The 21,675-nt window shown below is 55.8% G+C and carries 12 protein-coding genes and 4 pseudogenes; 6 read left to right on the plus strand and 10 right to left on the minus strand.

Features of this window, described 5'->3' with window-relative positions:
* The first annotated feature begins 75 nt into the window (after positions 1-75).
* Positions 76-627, plus strand: coding sequence for a DUF3251 domain-containing protein (locus tag O1V66_RS13095; protein WP_045046031.1), 552 nt, complete (start codon positions 76-78; stop codon positions 625-627).
* A gap of 84 nt (positions 628-711) precedes the next feature.
* Here the strand turns inward: O1V66_RS13095 and secF are convergent, their stop codons facing one another.
* The 5 genes and pseudogenes from secF to queA all read right to left on the minus strand — a co-directional run bounded on the left by secF (position 712) and on the right by queA (position 6,304).
* Positions 712-1,623, minus strand: a complete 912-nt coding sequence (secF, locus tag O1V66_RS13100; protein ID WP_045046841.1) for a protein translocase subunit SecF — start codon at positions 1,621-1,623, stop codon at positions 712-714.
* 70 nt (positions 1,624-1,693) lie between these two features.
* Complete coding sequence (gene secD / locus O1V66_RS13105) at positions 1,694-3,541, minus strand: protein translocase subunit SecD (protein WP_072045028.1); 1,848 nt, start codon at positions 3,539-3,541, stop codon at positions 1,694-1,696.
* A 27-nt stretch (positions 3,542-3,568) separates the two neighbouring features.
* Positions 3,569-3,902 (minus strand): annotated as a pseudogene (gene yajC / locus O1V66_RS13110) (preprotein translocase subunit YajC).
* A 111-nt stretch (positions 3,903-4,013) separates the two neighbouring features.
* The gene (tgt, locus tag O1V66_RS13115) at positions 4,014-5,138 is read right to left on the minus strand and encodes a tRNA guanosine(34) transglycosylase Tgt (RefSeq protein ID WP_045046029.1); all 1,125 of its coding nucleotides are present in this window, start codon (positions 5,136-5,138) and stop codon (positions 4,014-4,016) included.
* 95 nt (positions 5,139-5,233) lie between these two features.
* Positions 5,234-6,304: a tRNA preQ1(34) S-adenosylmethionine ribosyltransferase-isomerase QueA gene (queA, locus tag O1V66_RS13120; protein WP_045046028.1), complete on the minus strand. Its 1,071-nt coding sequence runs from the start codon at positions 6,302-6,304 to the stop codon at positions 5,234-5,236.
* A gap of 237 nt (positions 6,305-6,541) precedes the next feature.
* On the opposite strand from queA, the gene O1V66_RS13125 reads away from it, so the two are divergent.
* From O1V66_RS13125 to ggt, 3 genes and pseudogenes are all read left to right on the plus strand, one after another.
* Positions 6,542-7,123: an ACP phosphodiesterase gene (locus O1V66_RS13125; RefSeq protein WP_045046027.1), complete on the plus strand. Its 582-nt coding sequence runs from the start codon at positions 6,542-6,544 to the stop codon at positions 7,121-7,123.
* 128 nt (positions 7,124-7,251) lie between these two features.
* Positions 7,252-7,854: a peroxiredoxin C gene (locus O1V66_RS13130; RefSeq protein WP_045046026.1), complete on the plus strand. Its 603-nt coding sequence runs from the start codon at positions 7,252-7,254 to the stop codon at positions 7,852-7,854.
* A 216-nt stretch (positions 7,855-8,070) separates the two neighbouring features.
* Positions 8,071-9,845: pseudogene (gene ggt, locus O1V66_RS13135) on the plus strand (gamma-glutamyltransferase).
* A 90-nt stretch (positions 9,846-9,935) separates the two neighbouring features.
* Here ggt and proY read toward each other — a convergent pair.
* The 5 genes and pseudogenes from proY to phoB all read right to left on the minus strand — a co-directional run bounded on the left by proY (position 9,936) and on the right by phoB (position 16,848).
* A complete protein-coding gene (gene proY / locus O1V66_RS13140) occupies positions 9,936-11,330 on the minus strand; it encodes a proline-specific permease ProY (protein ID WP_045046024.1) in 1,395 nt (464 codons plus the stop codon).
* A 164-nt stretch (positions 11,331-11,494) separates the two neighbouring features.
* A complete protein-coding gene (gene brnQ / locus O1V66_RS13145) occupies positions 11,495-12,814 on the minus strand; it encodes a branched-chain amino acid transport system II carrier protein (RefSeq protein WP_045046023.1) in 1,320 nt (439 codons plus the stop codon).
* Positions 12,815-13,419: 605 nt separating this feature from the next.
* Entirely contained in the window at positions 13,420-14,520 is a 1,101-nt protein-coding gene (locus tag O1V66_RS13150; RefSeq protein WP_045046022.1) for a cobalamin-independent methionine synthase II family protein, read from the minus strand.
* Between the two features lie 236 nt (positions 14,521-14,756).
* On the minus strand, positions 14,757-16,067 hold the full coding sequence (gene phoR / locus O1V66_RS13155) for a phosphate regulon sensor histidine kinase PhoR (RefSeq protein WP_045046021.1): 1,311 nt from the start codon (positions 16,065-16,067) through the stop codon (positions 14,757-14,759).
* Positions 16,068-16,157: 90 nt separating this feature from the next.
* Positions 16,158-16,848 (minus strand): annotated as a pseudogene (gene phoB / locus O1V66_RS13160) (phosphate response regulator transcription factor PhoB).
* A gap of 221 nt (positions 16,849-17,069) precedes the next feature.
* Between phoB and sbcD the strand changes: the two are divergent.
* Together sbcD and sbcC are read left to right on the plus strand one after the other, a co-directional pair.
* Entirely contained in the window at positions 17,070-18,308 is a 1,239-nt protein-coding gene (sbcD, locus tag O1V66_RS13165) for an exonuclease subunit SbcD (RefSeq protein WP_045046019.1), read from the plus strand.
* Positions 18,305-21,557: pseudogene (gene sbcC, locus O1V66_RS13170) on the plus strand (exonuclease subunit SbcC). Before sbcD ends, sbcC begins: the two are co-directional and overlap by 4 nt.
* Positions 21,558-21,675 lie beyond the last annotated feature (118 nt).

A 21,675-nucleotide genomic window follows, 5' to 3' on the forward strand; every position in this document is an offset into this window, starting at 1 on the left:
GGCACGTAGTATTCAATTTGGCACATAACCCTCTCTTTAACATTGACATAAATTGCAGAAAAGGACCTCAGGCCAATGACTCCCCTCTTTCGTGCCGTTTGCGCGGTGACGGCCCTGTTTACTCTGGCTGGATGCGCTCGGCAGAATCCGCAGGTACCCGCGCTGAACAAAGAAGTGACGCAGCTGAATCAGAAACTTGATCGCCTGACCGACCTCGCCGGGGCGCTCGAGCGCCAGACGTTGCTGAACCGCCAGTCGACGCACGGCGTCTACCTGCTGCCACAGGCGAAAACCGCCGCCTTGCTCAATACCGACTTTGGTCAGCTCAGTGTGGCCATCGCGTCCCTGACGCCCGACAGCACCGGCGTAAGCGTGGTGCTGACTACCCGCGCGACCTCCGGCAAGCCGCTGCCGGAATTCAAGGCCGTGGTCGACTGGGGACAGATAGACCAGGTGACGGGCAAGCCGCTGACAGTGGATATGCAGTCACAGGTGATTACCGTCACGCCTCGCCTGCTGCCCTCCAGCGAGCAATCCACGGAGGTTCGCCTCGGCAATGTTACCGTCGAAAATCTCGGTTTTGTGCATCTGCATCAGGTCACCGTACTGACGCCGCCCAAACCCTAACGCTTGTATCGACTGCCGAATCGGCAAAGAAAAAGGCCCCGCAGCGAACTGCAGGGCCTTTTTTATTATGGTAAGTCTGTCGGTTTAAGGCAGAATTGACGGTTGATCCGCCCCTTCCTTCTCGACCTTCTGCTGCAACATATGTTCGCGTTTCATGCCAAGCTTCAGCGCCAGCGCCGAGGCCACATAGATTGAAGAGATAGTACCGATGGAAACACCGATAAGCATCGTCAGCGAGAAGCCTGCAAGCAGAGGACCGCCGAAGATATAGAGCATCAGCACCACCATCAGCGTTGTCGCCGAGGTCATGATGGTACGGCTCAACGTTTGGGTCAGGGACACGTTCATGATTTCGTAGGAGTTGCCGCGACGGATCTTGCGGAAGTTCTCACGAATACGGTCCGAAACCACGATACTGTCGTTCAGCGAGTAACCGATGACCGACATCAGCGATGCCACGATGGTCAGGTCAATCTCGATTTTGAACAGTGACAGCACGCCCATCGTGATGATGACGTCGTGCGCCAGTGCAAGCACGGCACCCAGCGCCAGACGCCACTCAAAGCGAAAACCGACGTAAATCAGGATACAGATCAGGGCAATCAGCAGCGCCATGCCGCCGGCCTGCGCCAGATCGCTCCCGACGCTCGGGCCGACAAACTCGATACGTTTCACGCTCGCGGTTTTATCGACATCGGCGTTGATAAGGCTGATAACCTTGTTGCCCAGTTCCTGACCGGCGGTATCGGACGCAGGCGGTAAACGCACCACCACGTCACGGCTGCTGCCGAAGTTCTGAACGATAGGGTCCTGGAAACCGGCCTTCTCCAACGTATCACGCATATTGTCGAGGTTGGCAGGCTGAGACAGGGTAATCTCGATAACCGTACCGCCGGTGAAGTCCAGACCCCAGTTAAACCCGCGAACGCCCATAATCGCGATAGACGCGATTAACAACAGGCCCGACAGACAGAAGGCCACGTTGTCCCAGCGCATGAAGTCATAGACTCGACGGCCGTAGTTCAGTTGTTCAACAGTATAATCTTGCTGTGCCACAACGCACTCCTCAGATAGACAGCTTTTTGATGCGTTTGCCGCCGTAAAGCATGTTGACGATGGCACGCGTACCGACGATCGATGTAAACATGGAAGTCGCCACACCGATTGCGGTAGTGATAGCGAAGCCCTTGATCGATCCCGTACCGACCGCATACAGAATAATTGCCGTGATCAACGTCGTGACGTTTGCATCGACGATACTGGAGAACGCACCGCTGTAGCCTTCATGGATGGCCTGCTGAACGGAACGTCCGTTACGCAGCTCTTCCTTGATACGCTCGTTAATCAATACGTTGGCGTCAACCGCCACCGCCAGCGTCAGTACGATACCCGCGATACCCGGCATGGTCAGCGTTGCGCCCGGAAGCAGGGACATGATGCCGACAATCAGCACAAGGTTTACCACCAGCGCGCTGGTCGCAATCACGCCGAACTTGCGGTAGAACACCACCATGAACAGGATGGACGCCAGAAGGCCCCACAGACAGGCTTCCAGACCCTGAGTGATGTTTTGCGCACCCATGGTTGGACCAATGGTACGTTCTTCAACAATCTGGATTGGCGCAATTAACGCACCGGCACGCAGCAGCAGGGAAAGCTGACGGGCCTGGTTGGGATCATTCACACCGGTGATGCGGAAGCTGTTACCCAGACGAGACTGAATGGTCGCGACGTTGATGACTTCTTCCTGCTTCGCCAGAATCGAACGCCCGTTGGCGTCTTTCTTGCCGCTGTCCTTGTACTCCACGAACAGGGTCGCCATCGGCTTGCCGATATTGTCCTTGGTGAAGTTGGACATGATGTTGCCACCCGCGCTGTCGAGAGAAATATTAACCTGCGGCTGGTTATATTCGTCCTGACTGGAGGTGGAATCGGTGATGTGGTCACCGGTCAGAATCACGCGCTTGTACAGTACAACCGGCTGGCCGTCCTGCATCGTTTTGACTTCGCTGTCACCCGGAACACGTCCACTGGCCGCGGCGGTGGTATCCACGTTGGTATTTACCAGACGGAATTCCAGCGTTGCGGTCGCACCGAGAATCTCTTTGGCGCGCGCCGTGTCCTGAATACCCGGCAGTTCAACCACAATACGGTCGGAACCCTGACGCTGCACCAGAGGCTCGGCCACACCCAGCTGATTCACACGGTTACGCAGAATGTTGATGTTCTGCTGAACCGCATACTCTTTGGCTTCGCTCAGACGATCGTCGGTCATGACGATACGCAGGGCATTGTCACCGCTGTTGGTGAACACGAGGTCGCGATGGCGAGGAGAGAGGTAGCCCGAGGCTTTGTCGCGGGTAGCCGCGTCGCGGAAGGTCAGTTCAACACCGTAGTTGTCGTCTTTGCGAACCGTTGCATAGGGAATGCTCTGGTCGCGCAGATCGCTACGCATGTTGTCCATCGTCTGCTCTTGCAGTTTGCCCAGTGCGGTATCCATGTCGACTTCCATCAGGAAGTGCACGCCGCCACGCAGGTCGAGACCCAGTTTCATAGGCTCGCCGCCCAGCATGGTCAGCCAGGTTGGCGTCGCAGGAGCCAGGTTCAGTGCAATGACAAATTTGTCGCCCAGGGCCGCAGACAGCGCATCGCGCGCGCGCAGCTGGACATCGGTATCACGAAATCTTGCAAGGATTGAGCCATTTTCAAGCGCAATGGACTTGCTGTCGATTTTGTCTTTATTCAGTAAATCTCTGACTTGGTCCAGCGTTGCAACACTGGCGTCGGAACCCCGAGCGCCAGTAATTTGAACAGCCGGATCCTCACCATACAGGTTGGGAAGCGCATAAAGCAGACCGACGATGATAACCACGATCAGCATCAGATACTTCCACAAAGGATAACGGTTTAACACGGCAGTTCCCTTCGGGAAAATCAAAAATTAAAGCGCCTTCATCGTACCTTTCGGCAGAAACGGCAGCCACGAAGTCACGCTTGATCATCACTTCCGTGGTGTCGTTCAGCGCGATCACAACATAACCGGTATCGGCTACCTTGCTCACACGGCCGATCAGACCGCCGGTCGTCATGACTTCATCACCTTTACCGATGGAGTCCATCAGTTTCTTGTGTTCTTTGGAACGTTTTTGCTGCGGACGCAGGATCATGAAATAGAAAATCAGACCAAATACCACCAGCATGATAACCAGAGAGTAAGGACTTCCCTGTGACGGTGCGCCAGTGGCTGCGACGGCATCAGAAATGAAAAGACTCATTTAAATTCCCTCATTGTTGTTATAAAACAAGTTGTTATTAAAACACGTTAAAAGCGCCGAAGCCGAAGGGGCCGACCGTTGTCGCGGTTGAAAACGCTCGGCCCTTCGACATCAGAAGTTTACAGGCGGAACTGCCTTACCCTGACGTGTGTAAAACACTTCCACAAACTGCTCAAGCTCGCCCTTTTCAATCGCGGCGCGCATATCGGCCATCAAGCGCTGATAGAAACGCAGGTTGTGGATAGTGTTCAGGCGCGCACCCAGTATTTCGTTGCAACGGTCGAGATGATGCAAGTAGGCACGGCTATAATTGCGACACGTATAGCAATCACAATGCTCATCAAGGGTCGATGTGTCATTTTTATGCTTGGCATTGCGGATTTTCACCACGCCATCGGTCACAAAGAGATGGCCGTTACGCGCATTACGGGTTGGCATGACGCAGTCGAACATATCCACACCGCGACGAACGCCTTCAACCAGATCTTCAGGCTTGCCGACGCCCATCAGATAGCGAGGTTTATCCTCTGGAATCTGCGGACAGACGTGCTCGAGAATGCGGTGCATGTCCTCTTTTGGCTCACCGACAGCCAAACCGCCCACAGCGTAACCATCAAAGCCAATATCTACCAGCCCTTTTATCGATACATCTCGTAAATCTTCGTAAACGCCGCCCTGAATAATTCCGAATAAGGCGTTGTTATTTTTCAGTTCATCGTGACGATCGCGGCTGCGTCGTGCCCAGCGCAGCGACATTTCCATCGAGCGTTTGGCGTAATCCCAGTCGGCAGGATAAGGCGTACATTCGTCGAAGATCATGACGATGTCGGAGCCGAGATCGTTTTGGATCTCCATCGACTTTTCAGGGCTAAGGAAGACTTTGTCGCCATTGATAGGATTGCGGAAGTAGACGCCCTCTTCCTTGATCTTGCGCATCGCGCCCAGACTGAAGACCTGGAAACCGCCGGAATCGGTAAGGATCGGACCTTTCCAGTTCATGAAATCATGCAGATCGCCGTGCAGCTTCATGATTTCCTGACCCGGACGCAGCCACAGGTGGAAGGTGTTGCCGAGCAGGATTTGCGCGCCGGTTTCCTTGACTTCTTCCGGCGTCATGCCCTTTACCGTGCCGTAGGTGCCGACAGGCATAAAGGCAGGCGTTTCGACCACGCCGCGTTCAAAAACCAGACGACCGCGACGTGCGCGGCCATCAGTGGTAGAGAGTTCGTACTTCATTTTCACATTCTTCTCCGCGCCGGAAAAACAGTCCAACGCCAGGTAATATTTTGGGTTACCCCAAAATGACAGCCCAACAGGTGGGCCAATAAAACTTACTGACCCACGACTTCGCGCGAGGCCAGCTGATTACGGTTGATGAACATGGCATCGCCGTAACTGAAGAAACGGTATTGCTCGGCCACGGCCTGCTGATAGGCATGCATGGTATTCTTGTAACCCGCAAAGGCTGAAACCAGCATGATGAGCGTGGATTCCGGCAGGTGGAAATTGGTTATCAGTACGTCGATGACCTGATATTCATAGCCCGGGAAGATAAAGATGCTGGTGTCGCCGAAGAAAGGCGCGATCAGCGCGTCTTCGCTGGCCTTGGCGGCGCTTTCAAGAGAGCGGACCGACGTGGTTCCTACTGCAACCACACGATTGCCGCGCGCCTTGCAGGCCAGAACCGCATCGACGACTTCCTGCGGAACTTCGGCGTATTCGGCGTGCATCACGTGCTCTTCAATGGTGTCGACGCGCACGGGCTGGAAGGTGCCCGCGCCCACGTGCAGCGTAACGAAGGCAAACTCGACGCCCTTTTCCTTCAACGCATCCATCAGCGGCTGGTCGAAGTGCAGACCGGCGGTCGGCGCGGCAACGGCACCTGGACGTTCGCTGTAAACGGTCTGGTAAAGTTCGCGGTCGGCGTCTTCATCAGGACGGTCGATATAGGGCGGCAGTGGCATGTGGCCGATTTCGTCGAGCAGCGTGAACACATCTTTGTCTTCATTGAATTGCAGCTCGAACAGCGTGTCATGGCGTGCGACCATCGTCGCCTTGATGTTTTCGGCATCGCCCAGCAGCAGCTCTGCGCCTGGCTTTGGCGCTTTCGAAGCGCGCACATGCGCCAGCACGCGGTGCGAGTCCAGCACGCGCTCGACCAGTACCTCGATTTTGCCGCCGCTGGCCTTGCGACCGAATACACGCGCGGGAATCACGCGGGTGTTGTTGAACACCAGCAGATCGCCCGGGTTCAGCTTGTCGAGCACGTCGGTGAAAATGCCGTGCGCCAGTTCACCGCTCGGCCCGTCCAGAGACAATAAGCGACATCCGCTACGCTGACTCTGCGGATAGCGGGCAATCAGGGACTCGGGAAGTTCAAAGGTAAAATCGGCAACGCGCATAGCTAACATTTCCACTTAAATTTAACGTAGTGATAAAACACGCATATCCTTTATAGACGCCCCACAAGTAAGTAACTGGGGTGAGCGGGCGTAGCCAACGCACTTGCAGCGCGAAGTATGAAGGATAAAAAAACAGGCGGCTTAGTCTAGAGCGAGAGGGGGTCACCTGCAAGCTTTCACCGGAATAAATCAGGTAACAGCGGGTGTTCTTGCTGATAAAACAGGTATACTGCGCGGATGAATTTTCTTGCTCACCTTCATTTGGCCAAGCTGGCCGACAGTTCGCTATTGGGAAACCTGATGGCGGACTTCGTACGCGGTAACCCCGACGGCCTGTATTCTGCCGAGGTTGTCAGCGGAATTCGCATGCATCGCCGTGTCGATGTCATGACCGACACCCTGCCCGAAGTCAAAGTGGCACGCGGGTTTTTCAGCGCCGATTATCATCGCGTTGCGCCTATCACGCTCGACGTGGTATGGGATCACTTCCTGTCACGTCACTGGAATGTCATCTGCCCGAGCACGCCGCTTGCGACTTTTATTCAGCAGTGTCAGTCGTCCATCGAGCCTCATCTTGCCGATACGCCCGAGCGTTTTCGCAATCTCAACGGTTATCTGTGGTCGCAACGCTGGATGGAACGCTACGCCGAACTGCCCTTTATTCAGGATGTATTACAGGGCATGGCCAATCGTCGTCCCAAACTGGCGGCGCTGGCCGGGTCATTTTCCGACGTTGAACGCCATTATCAACTGCTGGAACGCCAGTTCTGGGCGTTTTACCCGTCAATGATGCTGCATGCCAGCAATAATCAGATCTAGATCACATTTGATAGCCGAGTGCTATCTGATCGATTGGTGTGGTGGGGTTTTATCACCCCCCATTGCCCTTATACTGGCCCCGAAATTATTATCCCCTTCATTTAATTAAATACTAGAAAGGAGTTGTTATGGTTCTGGTAACCCGTCCGGCCCCAGATTTTACTGCTGCAGCTGTACTTGGCAGCGGCGAAGTTGTTGATAACTTCAACTTTAAAAAACACACCGCAGGCAAGGCAACGGTTGTCTTCTTCTGGCCGATGGACTTCACCTTCGTGTGCCCATCCGAACTTATCGCTTTCGACAACCGTTACGAAGACTTCCAGTCCAAGGGTGTTGAAGTTGTAGGTATTTCCTTCGACTCCGAGTTCGTTCACAACGCATGGCGTAACACCCCTGTCGAGAACGGCGGCATCGGCAAAGTGAAATACGCGATGGTTGCCGACATCAAGCGCGAAATCCAGAAAGCCTACGGCATCGAACACCCTGAAGCGGGCGTTGCGCTGCGTGGTTCTTTCCTGATCGACGATAAAGGCATTGTGCGTCACCAGGTTGTCAACGACCTGCCGCTGGGCCGTAACATCGACGAAATGCTGCGCATGGTTGACGCGCTGCAATTCCACGAAGCACACGGCGAAGTTTGCCCTGCGCAGTGGGAAAAAGGCAAAAAAGGTATGGACGCATCACCAAACGGTGTCGCTTCCTACCTGTCTGAAAACGCCAAAGGTCTGTAATCGACCCTCAGGTGAAAACCTGAATGCGTTTATCTTTACGGTCAGCTTATGCTGGCCGTTTTTATTGGCTGCTATTCCGCACTTTCTCCCATCCTCACACTCTCCTGCTTGCCTTTAGCCAAAAAATGTTAAATAACATAGAGGCTTATTGATGTGATTTTATTGATGCAGATTTTTCCTGCATGTTTTTTTAGACAGGGTACGACAGGAGATTTTATGTTTTTACACGCATGGAAAAAGCCGTTGACGGTGCCGCTGACACTCGCGGCATTGCTGGTCAGCGGTTCGGTACTTGCCGCTTCGGCCCCCGCGGTCGAAGCCCGCAACGGCATGGTAGTGACGTCGCAATACCTGGCCTCGCAGGTGGGCGTGGATATTCTCAAGAAAGGCGGCAACGCCATCGACGCCGCCGTTGCGGTGGGCTACGCCGAAGCGGTGGTCAACCCGTGCTGCGGTAACATTGGCGGCGGCGGCTTCATGACCGTGCATCTGGCCGACGGCAAAGACACCTTCATCAACTTCCGTGAAATGGCGCCTGCGGCGGCCAGCGCCAACATGTATCTCGATGCGCAGGGCAATGTCAAAAAGGGGCCAGCCTGTACGGCTATCTCGCCGTTGGCGTGCCGGGCACGGTCATGGGACTGGATCACGCCCAGCGCGAATACGGCAAGCTGAGCCGCGCGCAGGTCATGGCCCCGGCGATTAAACTGGCTCGTCAGGGGTTTGTGCTGACCCGCGCCGATACCGACATTCTGGATACCAAAACCGCCAAGTTCAAAGACGAACCGGAAGTGGCGAAAATCTTCCTGCGCAAAGACGGCACGCCGTTGCAGCCGGGCGACAGACTGGTGCAGAAAGACCTCGCCAACACGCTGGAGGCCATTTCAAGACGCGGTCCCGATGCCTTCTATAAAGGCAAAATCCCGGCCGCCGTCGAGGCAGCCTCGAAAAAAGGCGGGGGCATCATTACGGCGGCCGACTTCGCCAACTATAAAGTGACCGAAACCGCACCGGTAACCTGTAGCTATCGCGGCTACAAATTTGTCTCTGCGCCTCCGCCAAGCTCGGGCGGCGTGACGCTGTGCGAAACGCTCAACATTCTTGAAGGCTACGACCTCAAGAGCATGGGCTTTAACTCGGCGGCCGCCATTCATACGCTGACCGAAGCCATGCGCCATGCCTATATGGACCGCAACACCTTCCTCGGCGACCCGGCCTTTGTGAACAACCCGATTGACCGCCTGCTGAGCAAAAGCTACGCCGCCGACATTCGCAAGAAGATTGAAGCGGACAAGGCCACGCCGTCAACACAGGTCGAGCCGGGCATGGAACCGCACGAGAAGCCGGAAACCACGCATTATTCCATCGTCGACAAAATGGGCAACGCGGTTTCTACCACCTACACCATCAACGGTCTGTTTGGCTCGATTGAAATTGCGCCGGGCACCGGCTTCTTCCTCAACGACGAAATGGACGATTTCACCAGTAAGGTCGGTGAGAAAAACCTGTATGGACTGGTGCAGGGCAGCCGTAACGCCATCGCTCCAGGTAAGCGCCCACTATCATCGATGAGCCCGAGTTTAGTCACTAAAGACGGCAAAACCTTTATGGTTCTGGGGTCGCCAGGCGGGTCGCGCATCATTACTATCACGTTGGAAACCGCGCTCAACGTCATTGACTTCGGCATGCCTCCGCAAGAGGCGGTCAATGCGCCCCGCATCCACCATCAGTGGCTGCCGGACGAAGTCTATTACGAGCAGCGCGGCGTTTCCACAGACAGCCTGAACCTGTTGCAGAAAATGGGCTACAAGATGGTCGAGCAGACCCCGTGGGGCGCGGCCGAGCTGATTATGGTCGGTTTGCCGGGGGCGGCGGGCGTAACGCCACAAAGCTCGGGCAACGATGCTGCGGTATCCGGGAAAGTGCGTGAAGGTTATCTGTACGGTGCCAACGACGTGCGTCGTCCGGCAGGGGCTGCCATCGGCTATTAAGCCTTTTGCAAAAAGAAGGTAATGGGCGTCGGCGAGTCAAGACGCGCAAAGGTAAAGGAGGTAAGCGAGTGCTTACCTCCTTTTTTATTGTCAGGCGATACGCGGGGCGCGACGAGATTTAATCCAGTAACCCAGCAGCAGTGCCACCACCCAGACGCCACCCGCATACAGCGACACGCGGGTATCCGGGAAGTAGCCAATCAACCCGATGATAAAGAACAGGAAGATAATCGCAATAACGGAGGTCACGATGCCGCCACGCAGCGGAAACGCCAGCTCGGCAACCTGCTCACGGCTCAGTTGACGACGGAACGCAATCTGCGAGAACAGGATCATTATCCACACCCACACGGTCGCGAAGGTCGCGAGGGAAGCAATCACCAGGAAGACACTTTCCGGCATGATGTAGTTGAGATACACCGCCACCAGCAGTGCTGCCATCATCACCAGCACGGTAACGACCGGCGTACCACGACGGGAAACCTTGGCGAACATCTTCGGAGCCTGTCCCTGCTGCGCCATGCCGTGCAGCATGCGGCCTACGCCGAACACATCGCTGTTAATCGCCGACAGCGAGGCGGTAATCACCACGAAGTTCAGAATGCCGGCCGCCACGGTAATGCCCATATGCTGGAAGGTCAGCACGAACGGACTGCCCTGCGTTCCGACCTGATCCCACGGGAAAATCGACATGATGACAAACAGCGTCGCCACGTAGAACACCAGAATACGCCATGGCACGGAGTTGATGGCTTTTGGAATCGAGGTTTTCGGGTCATCCGCTTCACCGGCCGTGATGCCGATGATTTCGATGCCGCCATAGGCAAACATCACCAGTTGCAGGGACAGCACGGTACCCATGATGCCCTGACTGAAGAAGCCGCCGTGGCTCCACAGATTGCTGATACCGGTCGGATGGCCGCCGTTGCCGATACCCCAGATGATGATGCCAAAACCGGCGACAATCATCACGATAATGGTCAGCACTTTAAAGAAAGAGAACCAGAACTCCAGTTCGCCGAACACCTTGACGCTCATCATATTGATGCCGCCAATGATAAGCACCACACTCAGTACCCACATCCAGTGCGGCACATCAGGGAACCAGACACCCATATAGATGCCGAACGCCGTGACATCGGCAATCGCCACAATCAGGATTTCAAAGCAGTAGGTCCAGCCGGTGATATACCCCGCCAGCGGGCCGAGATAGTCTTGCGCGTAGCGGGAAAACGAGCCGGTCTGCGGATTGTTGACCGACATCTCGCCCAGCGCACGCATGATAATGAACGCGATAATCCCGCCAACCAGATACGCCAGCAAAACGCTGGGACCGGCCATCTTGATTGCGTCTGCCGAGCCGTAAAACAGGCCGGTTCCGATGGCCGAGCCTAGCGCCATAAAGCGGATGTGTCGGGTGCTTAATCCGCGTTTAAGCGAGTTCGGGGGCGTTTCTGCCGACTTTGTTTCTAGAGATTGTTGCATTTAAAAATTCCAAATCATAAAGCGCAGTCTAAAAAACGGGATAACGGCGCACAGACCCCTATCCTCTGCCAACGAAAAAGCCACGGAAACAGTTCCGTGGCCTTAATTGGCGAAAGCTTAATCAATCCCGACGCCGCGTCTTGCGGGCGTCCAGCAAGCGTACATTACTGATGGGCAGTGACGTTACGCGCGCCGCTCACCTTGTCATACACCACGGCCAGCAGCAGGATAATGGCAGAAGGCGGCAACCAGGCCAGACCTTGTTCCGCCAGCGGCAGTTGCAGGGTCCAGGCTGGCAGAAGGCTGCCAAAATCGGCGGTCTTGATGCCGTCGATAATACCGAAAATCAGGCTGACCAGCATCACCGGCGCAATGATACGCGTTGAACTGTTCCACCAGCGCAGAGTAAAGCTCAGCAGAATCAGGACGATACATGGCGGATAGATGGCAGTCAGTACCGGCACTGAAATCTGAATCAGATGGCTCAGGCCCAGATTGGACACCAGCATCGAGAACAGACCCAGAATAAATACCAGCGTCTTGTACGACAGCGGCACATATTGCGCGAAGAACTCCGCACAGGCACAGGTCAGGCCAACCGCCGTAACCATACAGGCGATGAAGATCAATGCCGCCAGGAAGAAGCTTCCGACACCGCCGAACGTCTGCTGGACATAAGTGTGCAGGATAACCGCGCCGTTTTGCGCCTGCGGTGCCAGCGAAGCGGTGTTCACACCCAGCTTGAACAGGCTGAGGTACACAAGCAACAGGCCCAGACCGGCAATCAGGCCCGCCCAGATGGTGTAACGGGTCAGCAGTTTGGCTTCTTTCACGCCGCGCGAACGTGCCGCGTTGACGATAACGATGCCGAACACCAGCGCACCCAGGGTATCCATGGTTAGATAACCATTGATAAAGCCGTTGGAGAACGGAACCGCTTCATAGGCAGGCGTTGGCGGCAGCGGTTGACCCGCAGGCCACAGCACGGCGGCAATACCCAGCACGGCCAGCGCAAAAATTTTCAGCGGCGCCAGAATATGGCCCACGGTATCGAGCAGACGGCCCGGATACAGCGAAATACCGATAACCAGCACAAAGTAGATAAGGCTGTAAACCAGCAGCGGCATCGCGCCATCACCGGTCAGCGGCGCAATGCCGACTTCAAAGGAAACCGTTGCGGTACGCGGCGTGGCAAACAGAGGGCCGACGGCCAGATAGCAGACTGTTGCCAGCAGCAGACCCGCCTTGCGGCCAATCGGCGTACTAAGAGCATCAATGCCGCCGCCGACGCGCGCCAGCGCAACCACGGTAATGACCGGTAGGCCCACGGCCGTTATCATGAAGCCGAGTGCAGCCCACCAGACGTGGTGACCCGCCTGCAATCCGACCATCGGCGGGAAGATGATGTTCCCCGCGCCGACGAATAAGGCAAAGGTCATGAAACCCAATGCCAGAATATCTTTGCTAGTTAAACGATGACTCATGATAGATGTCGTGATGCCTGTGCAAATGAATAAAAATGTCCGCTGCTGATGCTGACACCCGGCTCAAACTCTGAGGAAGTCTCTCGATTTCGGGAAGACGATACGCGCCCGTTCCACACATCCAGAGAGAGCTGAAACGCCTGGCTAGAGTAAAAAAAGACGTAGTTATGCAGGGGTGGTGCCAATCACAGCGGCGCTAAGGTACGCTTTTATAGTGTATGAAGGCAAGTCTCGATCCCAAAAGCAGAGTGTTCAGCTGGATTTAAAACCCTGAACAGTAATATACACTGGATATAGACAATAAATCATCACATGATACGTATGATTTTTGAGCGATAAAAGCCCACTTTGAGCTTTAATGAAATGAAAAGTGCGCGAAACAACCACATTAGGGCCATTTCACGCACAATTATTCGGGAGATTATGATTGCTCCGGTGACTTTTTGTCTTCTATTTGATTCTTTTCAAAAGACATCACCCATTTTGCCTCTTAACGAACTTGCGGGCGTAGAGGCTTGAATCTTGACGCTGCCCTCTATGATACGTGCTGAGATGTCGAGTGACAGGAAGGCGGCGAACGCACCTGTTACTCGACAGGTCAGGCACTACCAAATCTTCGCAGCGATATCCACAACCAGCTTCAGCTTGTCCCATTGCTGCTTCTCGGTCAGGCTGTTGCCTTCTTCCGTCGAGGCGAATCCACACTGCGGGCTTAGGCAAATCTGCTGGATATCCAGATATTCGGTCGCTTCTTTAATACGTGTTTCCACGTCCTTCGCCAATTCCAGCTCGCCGGTTTTGGTGGTGATCAGGCCCAACACCGCCTGCTGTCGACCCGGCTTGATGAAACGCAGTGGCTCGAAACCGCCCGAACGCTCGTTATCGTATTCCAGGAAGAAGCGATCGATGTTCACGGTGCCAAACAGAATCTCTGCCACCGGCTCATAGCCGCCTTCGGAAATCCAGGTTGAGCGGAAGTTGCCGCGACACACATGCAGACCGATTATCAGGTCATCCGGCTTGCCTTCAATCGCCTTGTTCAGCACGCGAGCATAGGTTTTCGCCAGCGCTTCCGGCGTATCGCCACGGGCAATGATCTGTTTCTTCTGATCTTCCGAACAGAGGTAGGCCCAAACGGTGTCATCCAGTTGTAGATAACGGCAGCCTGCGGCATAGAAGGCGTTGATTGCATCACGGTAGACCTGCGCCAAATCGTCAAAGTAGTCTTCGATATTCGGATACACATGTTTTACGGCATCGCGGTTAAAGCGGAAGTGCATCACGCTCGGGCTTGGAATGGTCATTTTTGGCACCGCGTCGCCGCTGATGCTTTTCAGGAAACGGAAATGCTCGAGCATCTCGTGCTCGCCGAAGGCAATCTTGTCGACGACCTTGATGCTGCGGGATTTCGTCTGCACGCCGTTGAACTGAATGCCCTGCTCTGCGTCGTAACCTTCAACGCCCTGCAACCCTTCGAAGAAATCAAAGTGCCACCATGCACGGCGGAACTCACCGTCAGTAACCACTTGCAAACCGGCTTCGCGTTGCAGCTCAACCACACGGCGGATTTCGGTGTCTTCGACAGCGCGAAGCTGTGCGGCATCGATTTCACCGGCCTTGAACTGCTGACGTGCCACTTTCAGGGCTTCGGGACGCAGGAAACTGCCGACAACTTCGGCGCGATAAACAGGGTTGGCTACAGACATAATAAACTCCCGGATGGGTCACGATGCCGGCAACATTCTGGCAAGACATCATGGCAACAAATGAATAAGGATGCCTTTCCCGATAATTAGTTAACAATGTAAATAATTACCGGGGGTTATATTTAGACTTCTGGATGTCTAAACGGCTTTAAGGCTATCCTGCCATGAAAGAGGCACATCGCAAAACGAGGAATTTTCACGTCACTTGAAAAAATTCATGATCGGGTGTCAAAACTTCATGCCGTGGAACTTTTTATTTCCTGACCGACAATCAAACGCGGCGGCAACGTGAACATAAAACGTGTACTGACGCCGATTTCGCTGCTGATTTCCAGCCGCGAATGATGGTGCGTCAGCGCATGTTTCACAATCGCAAGCCCCAGTCCGCTGCCGCCGGTCTGCCGTGAACGCGCCTTGTCGACGCGATAGAATCGCTCCGTCAGTCGTGGAATGTGCTGCGGCGCGATGCCCGGTCCGTTGTCCGTGATTTCAAAGTGCGCGCCCTGCGTCGACTTCTGCCAGCTGACTTCTATCCGCGTGCCTTCCGGCGTGTGGTTTACCGAGTTGTAGACCAGATTCGAGACGGCGCTGCGCAGTTGATCGTCATTGCCAAACACCTTGAGCTGGTCGTCAACCTTGAAGGTAATGTCATGACGGCCGTTGCTCAAAGTCTGTACCTCGCGCTCGAGCATGCCCAGCATCGCCGGAATATCGACCTTTTCGTGCAGGTCGATGTTAGTGGCTGCTTCGATGCGAGAAAGCGTCAGAAGCTGCTTGACCAAGCCGTCCATGCGGCGCGTCTGCGCCTGCATGGTGTCCAGCGCCTTGCTGCGAAACGGCTCTTCCAGCGCGTCGTCGTCCATCATTTCGAGATACCCCTGCAACACGGTCAGCGGCGTACGCAATTCATGGCTGACGTTGGCAAAGAAGTTGCGGCGTGCGCCTTCAAGCTGGCGCATCTGGGTGACGTCACGGGCCACAATCAGCAACTGGCCTTCGGAATACGGCATCACGCGGAATTCCACGTAATGACCATTGTTGAGCTGCAAGGTCAGCGGACGAGTAAAATCACGACTCTGGATCCAGATGCGCAGTTCGGGATAGCGCAGCAGGTTGAAAAGATGCTGGCCGTTATCTTCGGGCCAGCGAAAGCCGAGCAGTTCCTGCGCCAGACCGTTGCACCAGAAAATATTGCCCTCTTCGGTGGTCAGCACCACGGCATCGGGCAGGGATTCTGCGCCGCTGCGAAAACGTTTAATCAGCAGCGCCAGCTCGCGCCTTCTGCGCCGGTTGCGCATCTGCATCTGGTTCAGGCCGTAAAAAAGCGGTTCCCAGCTCCACAGACCGCTCGGCGGGGTGATGCTGCGGTCAAGCCACAGCCAGTGCGAGAGTTTAAGCTGGTTATAGTAGTTCCAGCCTAGTGCCGCCGCGAGAGAGAGCAGCAGCAGCCACGGCAGATGGCCGATAAAGATGGCAAGAATAAGCGCCGGACAGCAGAACATGAACAGTTCTCCCGCCAGCCGTTTCCACGACAATCGTTCTAACACACAGTATCTCCGCTGTGAGTGAAAGATATAAAACCGTAAGCGGCCTCTTTCAGGATGCCTGTTCGAAAGCATCCTGAAAGAGAGAAAATATCAGTAGCGTACGGAGAAGCGGTAGCCTGTTCCACGCACCGTTTGAATCATACGGTCATGTCCGCTGGTTTCCAGCGCCTTGCGCAGGCGGCGAATATGCACGTCCACCGTGCGGTCTTCCACGTAAACGTTAGTGCCCCAGACGTTATTGAGCAACTGGTTCGCGGCTGTAAACGCGTTCGGAGTGAGTCATAAAGAAGTGCAGCAGTTTGAATTCTGTCGGGCCCATGTCGAGCGCCAGTTCGTTGGCCATGACGCGATGTGAGGAGGGATCCAGACTCAAGCCCTTCATATCGATGACTTCTTCGACCGCCATTGGCGAGATTCGGCGCATGACGGCCTTGATGCGCGCCACCAGCTCTTTTGGAGAGAAGGGTTTGGTGATGTAGTCGTCGGCACCGACTTCCAGCCCGCGCACGCGATCTTCTTCTTCACCGCGGGCGGTGAGCATCATCACCGGAATTTCCCGGGTCAGCGCTTCGCGCTTGAGGTGTTTGATAAACTGGATCCCGGAACCGCCCGGTAGCATCCAGTCGAGGAGAATCAACTCGGGATACGGCTCAATCAGACGATTGATTGCCGAATCGAAATCTTCAGCTTCAATGGGGTGATATCCATTCTGCTCAAGCACAAAACAAACCATTTCACGGATCGGTGCTTCATCTTCCACAACTAATATGCGTCTAGCCATTTTGATAGCCTGCCAAATAAGTTAGCGAACTTAATTTTGATTTCGGCGGTCATTATGCGTCAGTTTTGTGACAGATTTATGAATAAAAATTCGGCGCGCCGCGAACTGTCGTCAAGCCGTCATCTTCACCCCAGAGGATTGTCCCTGCAACGATTTTCCAACGACAGCGGCCGTGCCGGACGTTTATACTTGCCGTCTGTTACCGCAACCGCGAGACCCTCATGCGACTGATTCACACCTCTGACTGGCACCTCGGTCAGTACTTTTTTACCAAAAGCCGCGCGCCGGAGCATCAGGCCTTTCTCGACTGGCTCATCACGCAGGTTGAACAGCATCGGGTCGATGCGGTCATCGTCGCGGGCGACATCTTCGATACCGGCTCGCCGCCAAGCTACGCGCGCGAGTTGTATAACCGTTTTATCGTCAATTTGCAGCGCACAGGCTGTCAGCTGGTGGTGCTGGCCGGTAATCACGACTCCGTCGCAACCCTGAACGAATCGCGCGAGCTGCTCTCCTGCCTGAATACCCAAGTTATCGCGACCGTCGGCGACACTCTCGCGCGTCAGGTCATCACCCTGCAAGACAGGCAAGGCAATCCGGGCGCGATTCTCTGTGCCATTCCGTTTCTGCGCCCCCGTGATCTGCTGGCGAGCCGCGCCGGGCAGTCCGGTAATGAAAAGCAGATGGCCCTTCAGGAGGCGATTACCCAGCATTATTCGTCGCTGTATCAGGCGGCCTGCGAACGGCGCGATGCGCTCGGCCTCGCGTTGCCCATCATCGCCACCGGCCATCTCACCACCGTCGGTGTCACCACTTCGGATTCGGTGCGCGATATCTACATCGGCACGCTCGACGCCTTTCCCGCGCAGGCTTTCCCGCCCGTCGACTATGTCGCGCTCGGCCATATTCACCGCGCGCAGAAGATTGCCAAAACAGAGCATATTCGCTACAGCGGCTCCCCTATTCCCCTGAGTTTCGACGAGGCGAGCAACGAGAAAAGCGTGTACCTGCTGGATTTCACAGGCGCAACGCTCAACGCCGTAGAAACGCTGCCCGTGCCGCGCACGCAACCTATGGAAATCGTACGCGGCACGCTCGCCGAAATAGAGCAGCAATTGCTGGCCTATGAATCGCACGCGGAACAGGGCACCGTCTGGCTGGATATCGAGGTCGCGACCCAGGATTATCTCAGCGATATTCAACGCCGCATCCAGCAACTCACCGACCCGTTACCGGTCGAAGTCGTGTTACTGCGCCGCAGCAAGGAACAAAGGATGCAGGGACTGTTGCAACAGGAAAAAGAGACGCTCAAAGAGCTGAGTGTGAATGACGTGTTCGAACGTCGGCTGGCGCAGGATACTGGCGCTGAAGCGGGCCGACAGCAGCGGATCCGCACACTGTTTACCCAGTTGGTTGAAGAGGTCGAGCACGGCCATTCGGCAGAGGACGCCGCCCAGTGAAAATTCTCTCCTTACGTTTAAAAAATATCAATTCGCTGGAAGGTGAATGGAAGATTGATTTCACCGCCGAGCCTTTCGCCAGCAACGGGCTGTTTGCCATTACGGGCGCGACCGGTGCGGGAAAAACCACCCTGCTCGACGCCATCTGTCTGGCGTTGTATCACAAGACGCCGCGTCTCGAGGTCTCGCCGACCCAGAATGAATTGATGACTCGTCATACGGCCGAATCTCTGGCCGAGGTCGAGTTCGAGGTCAAGGGCATCGGCTATCGCGCCTTCTGGAGCCAGCGCCGCGCCGGTAATTCCCCGACCGGCAATTTGCAGGCACCCAAGGTTGAGTTGGCGCAAATGGCCGACGGCAAGATACTGGCCGACAAGGTGCGCGACAAACTGCCCGCGATAGCCGAGCTGACAGGTCTGGATTTTGGCCGTTTCACCAAGTCGATGATGCTGTCGCAGGGGCAGTTTGCCGCCTTCCTCAACGCCAAACCCAATGAACGCGCCGATCTGCTCGAAGAACTGACCGGCACCGAAATCTATGGCCGCCTGTCTGCGCAAGTGTTCGAGCGCCACAAACAGGCGAAAATCGACCTCGATCAACTGCATCAGCGCGCGGCGGGCATCGAACTGCTGAGCGAAGAACAGCGCCAGTTGCTTGAGCAGGAACGGCTGCAACTGGCCGAGCAGGAAAATGCTCTGGTTCAGTCCTCCGCGCAACAGCAGCGAGGGCTGGACTGGCTACGGCAGTGGCACAGCGAGCAGCAAAAACACCAGCATTATCAGCAGCAACTCAACGATACCGAACAGCAGGCGCAACAGGCTTTACCGCAGTTGCAACGTCTTGCGCGCAGCGAACCGGCGGAAAAACTGCGGCCTTTATTGAAAGAGCGGCAGCAGCATCAGCACGCGCTGGATGAGTCCCTGCGCACTCTCGCCCGCCTCGATGCCGAGCAGCAGCAGCTCGACACCACCCTGACGCCACTGGCGCAGGCGCTGGAAAACGCCGTCGCGGCGCAGAAAAAGCAGGAAGAGGAAAAACGGCAGCAGGATCAACTGATTGACGACCAGATCCTGCCGCTGGACAACAAGATAATGTCTCTGGCGGATCACCTTGACAACGATCGTCAGGATCATGGCAAACATCAGCGGCAGGTTCAGGAACAGGCGCAACATCTCCGCCAACTCATGGTCGAGCAAACGGCTCTCGAGCAAAAAAGCCGTCAGTTCAAGGTCAAAGAGCACGAGCTGCTCACCGCGCTGGAAACCCGGACCCGCCAGCAGAGCGAACTGGAACAACAGTCGCCCGCAGCCACCTTGCGTCAGCAACAGGCAGAACTGATTGCGCTTCGCCCGCGTCGCCTTCAACTCTCCCGGCTGTTGCCGCTCTCTCGGCAATTGAGTCAGCGAATAGCGCAACAGCAGCAGGAATTTGCCGCGCGCCAGACTGAACTGACTGGGCTTCAAACGCGTCTCAACGCCACGCGTGAACAGTTTAAACAGAAGAAACAGCACCTTACCGACGTCGAAACCCTGCTGAAGCAGGAGCAGTTGATTGTCAGCCTTGAAGCCGAGCGCGCCCGTTTGCAGACGGACGCCCCCTGTCCGCTGTGCGGCTCCACGTCGCATCCGGCCATCGCGCAGTATCAGGCGGTCAGTGTGTCTGAAACGCAGCGGCGGGCGGAGGTTTTGCGCCGTGAAACGGACACATTGCAAACCACCGGAACCGAACTGCGCACCCGAACGGAAAGCCTGAAAGAACAGCAGCAGCGGCTGCAACAGGCTCTCGACCAAGACGAAAGACAGCAGGCGGACTACCTCGAACAGTGGCAGGCGAACAGCCCCGCGCAGTCACCCAGTGCTTCGTTGCACGACCATGAACAGCTGGAAAACTGGCTGCGCGAATGCGAAGAGCAGGAAACGCAGTATCAGCAGTGGCTGGCTCGACACGACGCGGCGGCACTGGCCATGCAACAGGCCCGAGATGCGCTGCAAACTGCGCTAAACGAACAGCATCAGGCGCAACAGCAGGAAGCGACGCTCACGGCTCGCCGCCAGCTGCTGGAAAAACCCTCGCCGATAGCCAGCTCGCACTCGCTACCCGCACGCAGCAACTCGCCGAAAAAGAACAGGGATTAACTCAGCTTCGCGCGCAGCGCAGCGACCTGTTTGGCGACAGGCAGGTTGCTCAGGTGCGTGAGCACTTACGTCAGCAGCAGCAGGCCGCCGAACAGACACGCGAGCGGGCGTTTGATGCCTTACAGCAAGTCCGAAAACAGCTGGATAACCTCGCCGGTCAGCTGGTGACCTTCCATCAGACCCGGAAGCAGAATGAAGCCCGGCATGAACAGGCCAAAAAGAGTGGCTACAGGCGCTCGAGGCCAGCGAGTTCGACAGTGAACAGGCCGTCATCGAGGCGCTTCTCGATGAGGCGCAGCGCCTCGAACTGCAACAGCTTAAAGAAAATCTCCAGCAGCAGCAGACCCGCAGCAAGGCGTTGCTGCTACAGGCCGCCGAACAGTTGGTGCAGCATCTCGAAAGCCGTCCGGCGGGTCTCGACGAGCAGCACACCGCCCTGGAGACGCTGGAGGAAAGCCTTGCCACACTGGACAATCAGCTGCGCGCCCTGCAATTACGTCAGGGCGAGCTGCGCAGTCAGCTGGAAAGCGATAAACAGCGGCAGAGCGGGCAACAGGCGCTGTTTATGCAGATAGCGCAATCGCAGGAGCAGCACGACGACTGGAGCTATCTCAATCATATCGTCGGCTCGAGCGACGGCGCGAAGTTCCGCCGTTTTGCGCAGGGATTGACGCTGGAGCATCTGGTTTATCTCGCCAACAAGCAGATGGACAAGCTGCATGGCCGCTACTTCCTGCAACGCAAGACCAGCGACGCGCTTGAGCTTGAGGTGGTCGATACCTGGCAGGCCGATGCGGTGCGCGACACCCGCACGCTCTCCGGTGGCGAAAGTTTTCTGGTCAGTCTTGCGCTGGCGCTGGCCTTGTCGGATCTGGTCAGCGACAAGACGCGTATCGATTCGCTGTTCCTCGACGAAGGCTTTGGTACGCTCGACGCCGACACGCTGGACACGGCGCTGGATGCGCTCGACAGTCTCAATGCCAGCGGCAAGACCATTGGCGTAATCAGCCACGTCGAGGCGATGAAAGACCGGATTCCGGTGCAGATCAAGGTGAGAAAAGTTAACGGATTGGGAATAAGTCGGCTGGATAATATCTTTAAGGTGAATACCTGACGGATGACTCGGCCACCCCTTTTGCAGGGTGTGGCCGTTATTTTTTAGACGCGCGGTTTATTCATCACAGGGAATGACAGCGCCAGCGCCATAATGACCATCAGCACGGTATTACTCT

Origin of the sequence: Rouxiella chamberiensis (genome assembly GCF_026967475.1) — a bacterium.
Taxonomy (GTDB): Bacteria; Pseudomonadota; Gammaproteobacteria; order Enterobacterales; family Enterobacteriaceae; genus Rouxiella; species Rouxiella chamberiensis.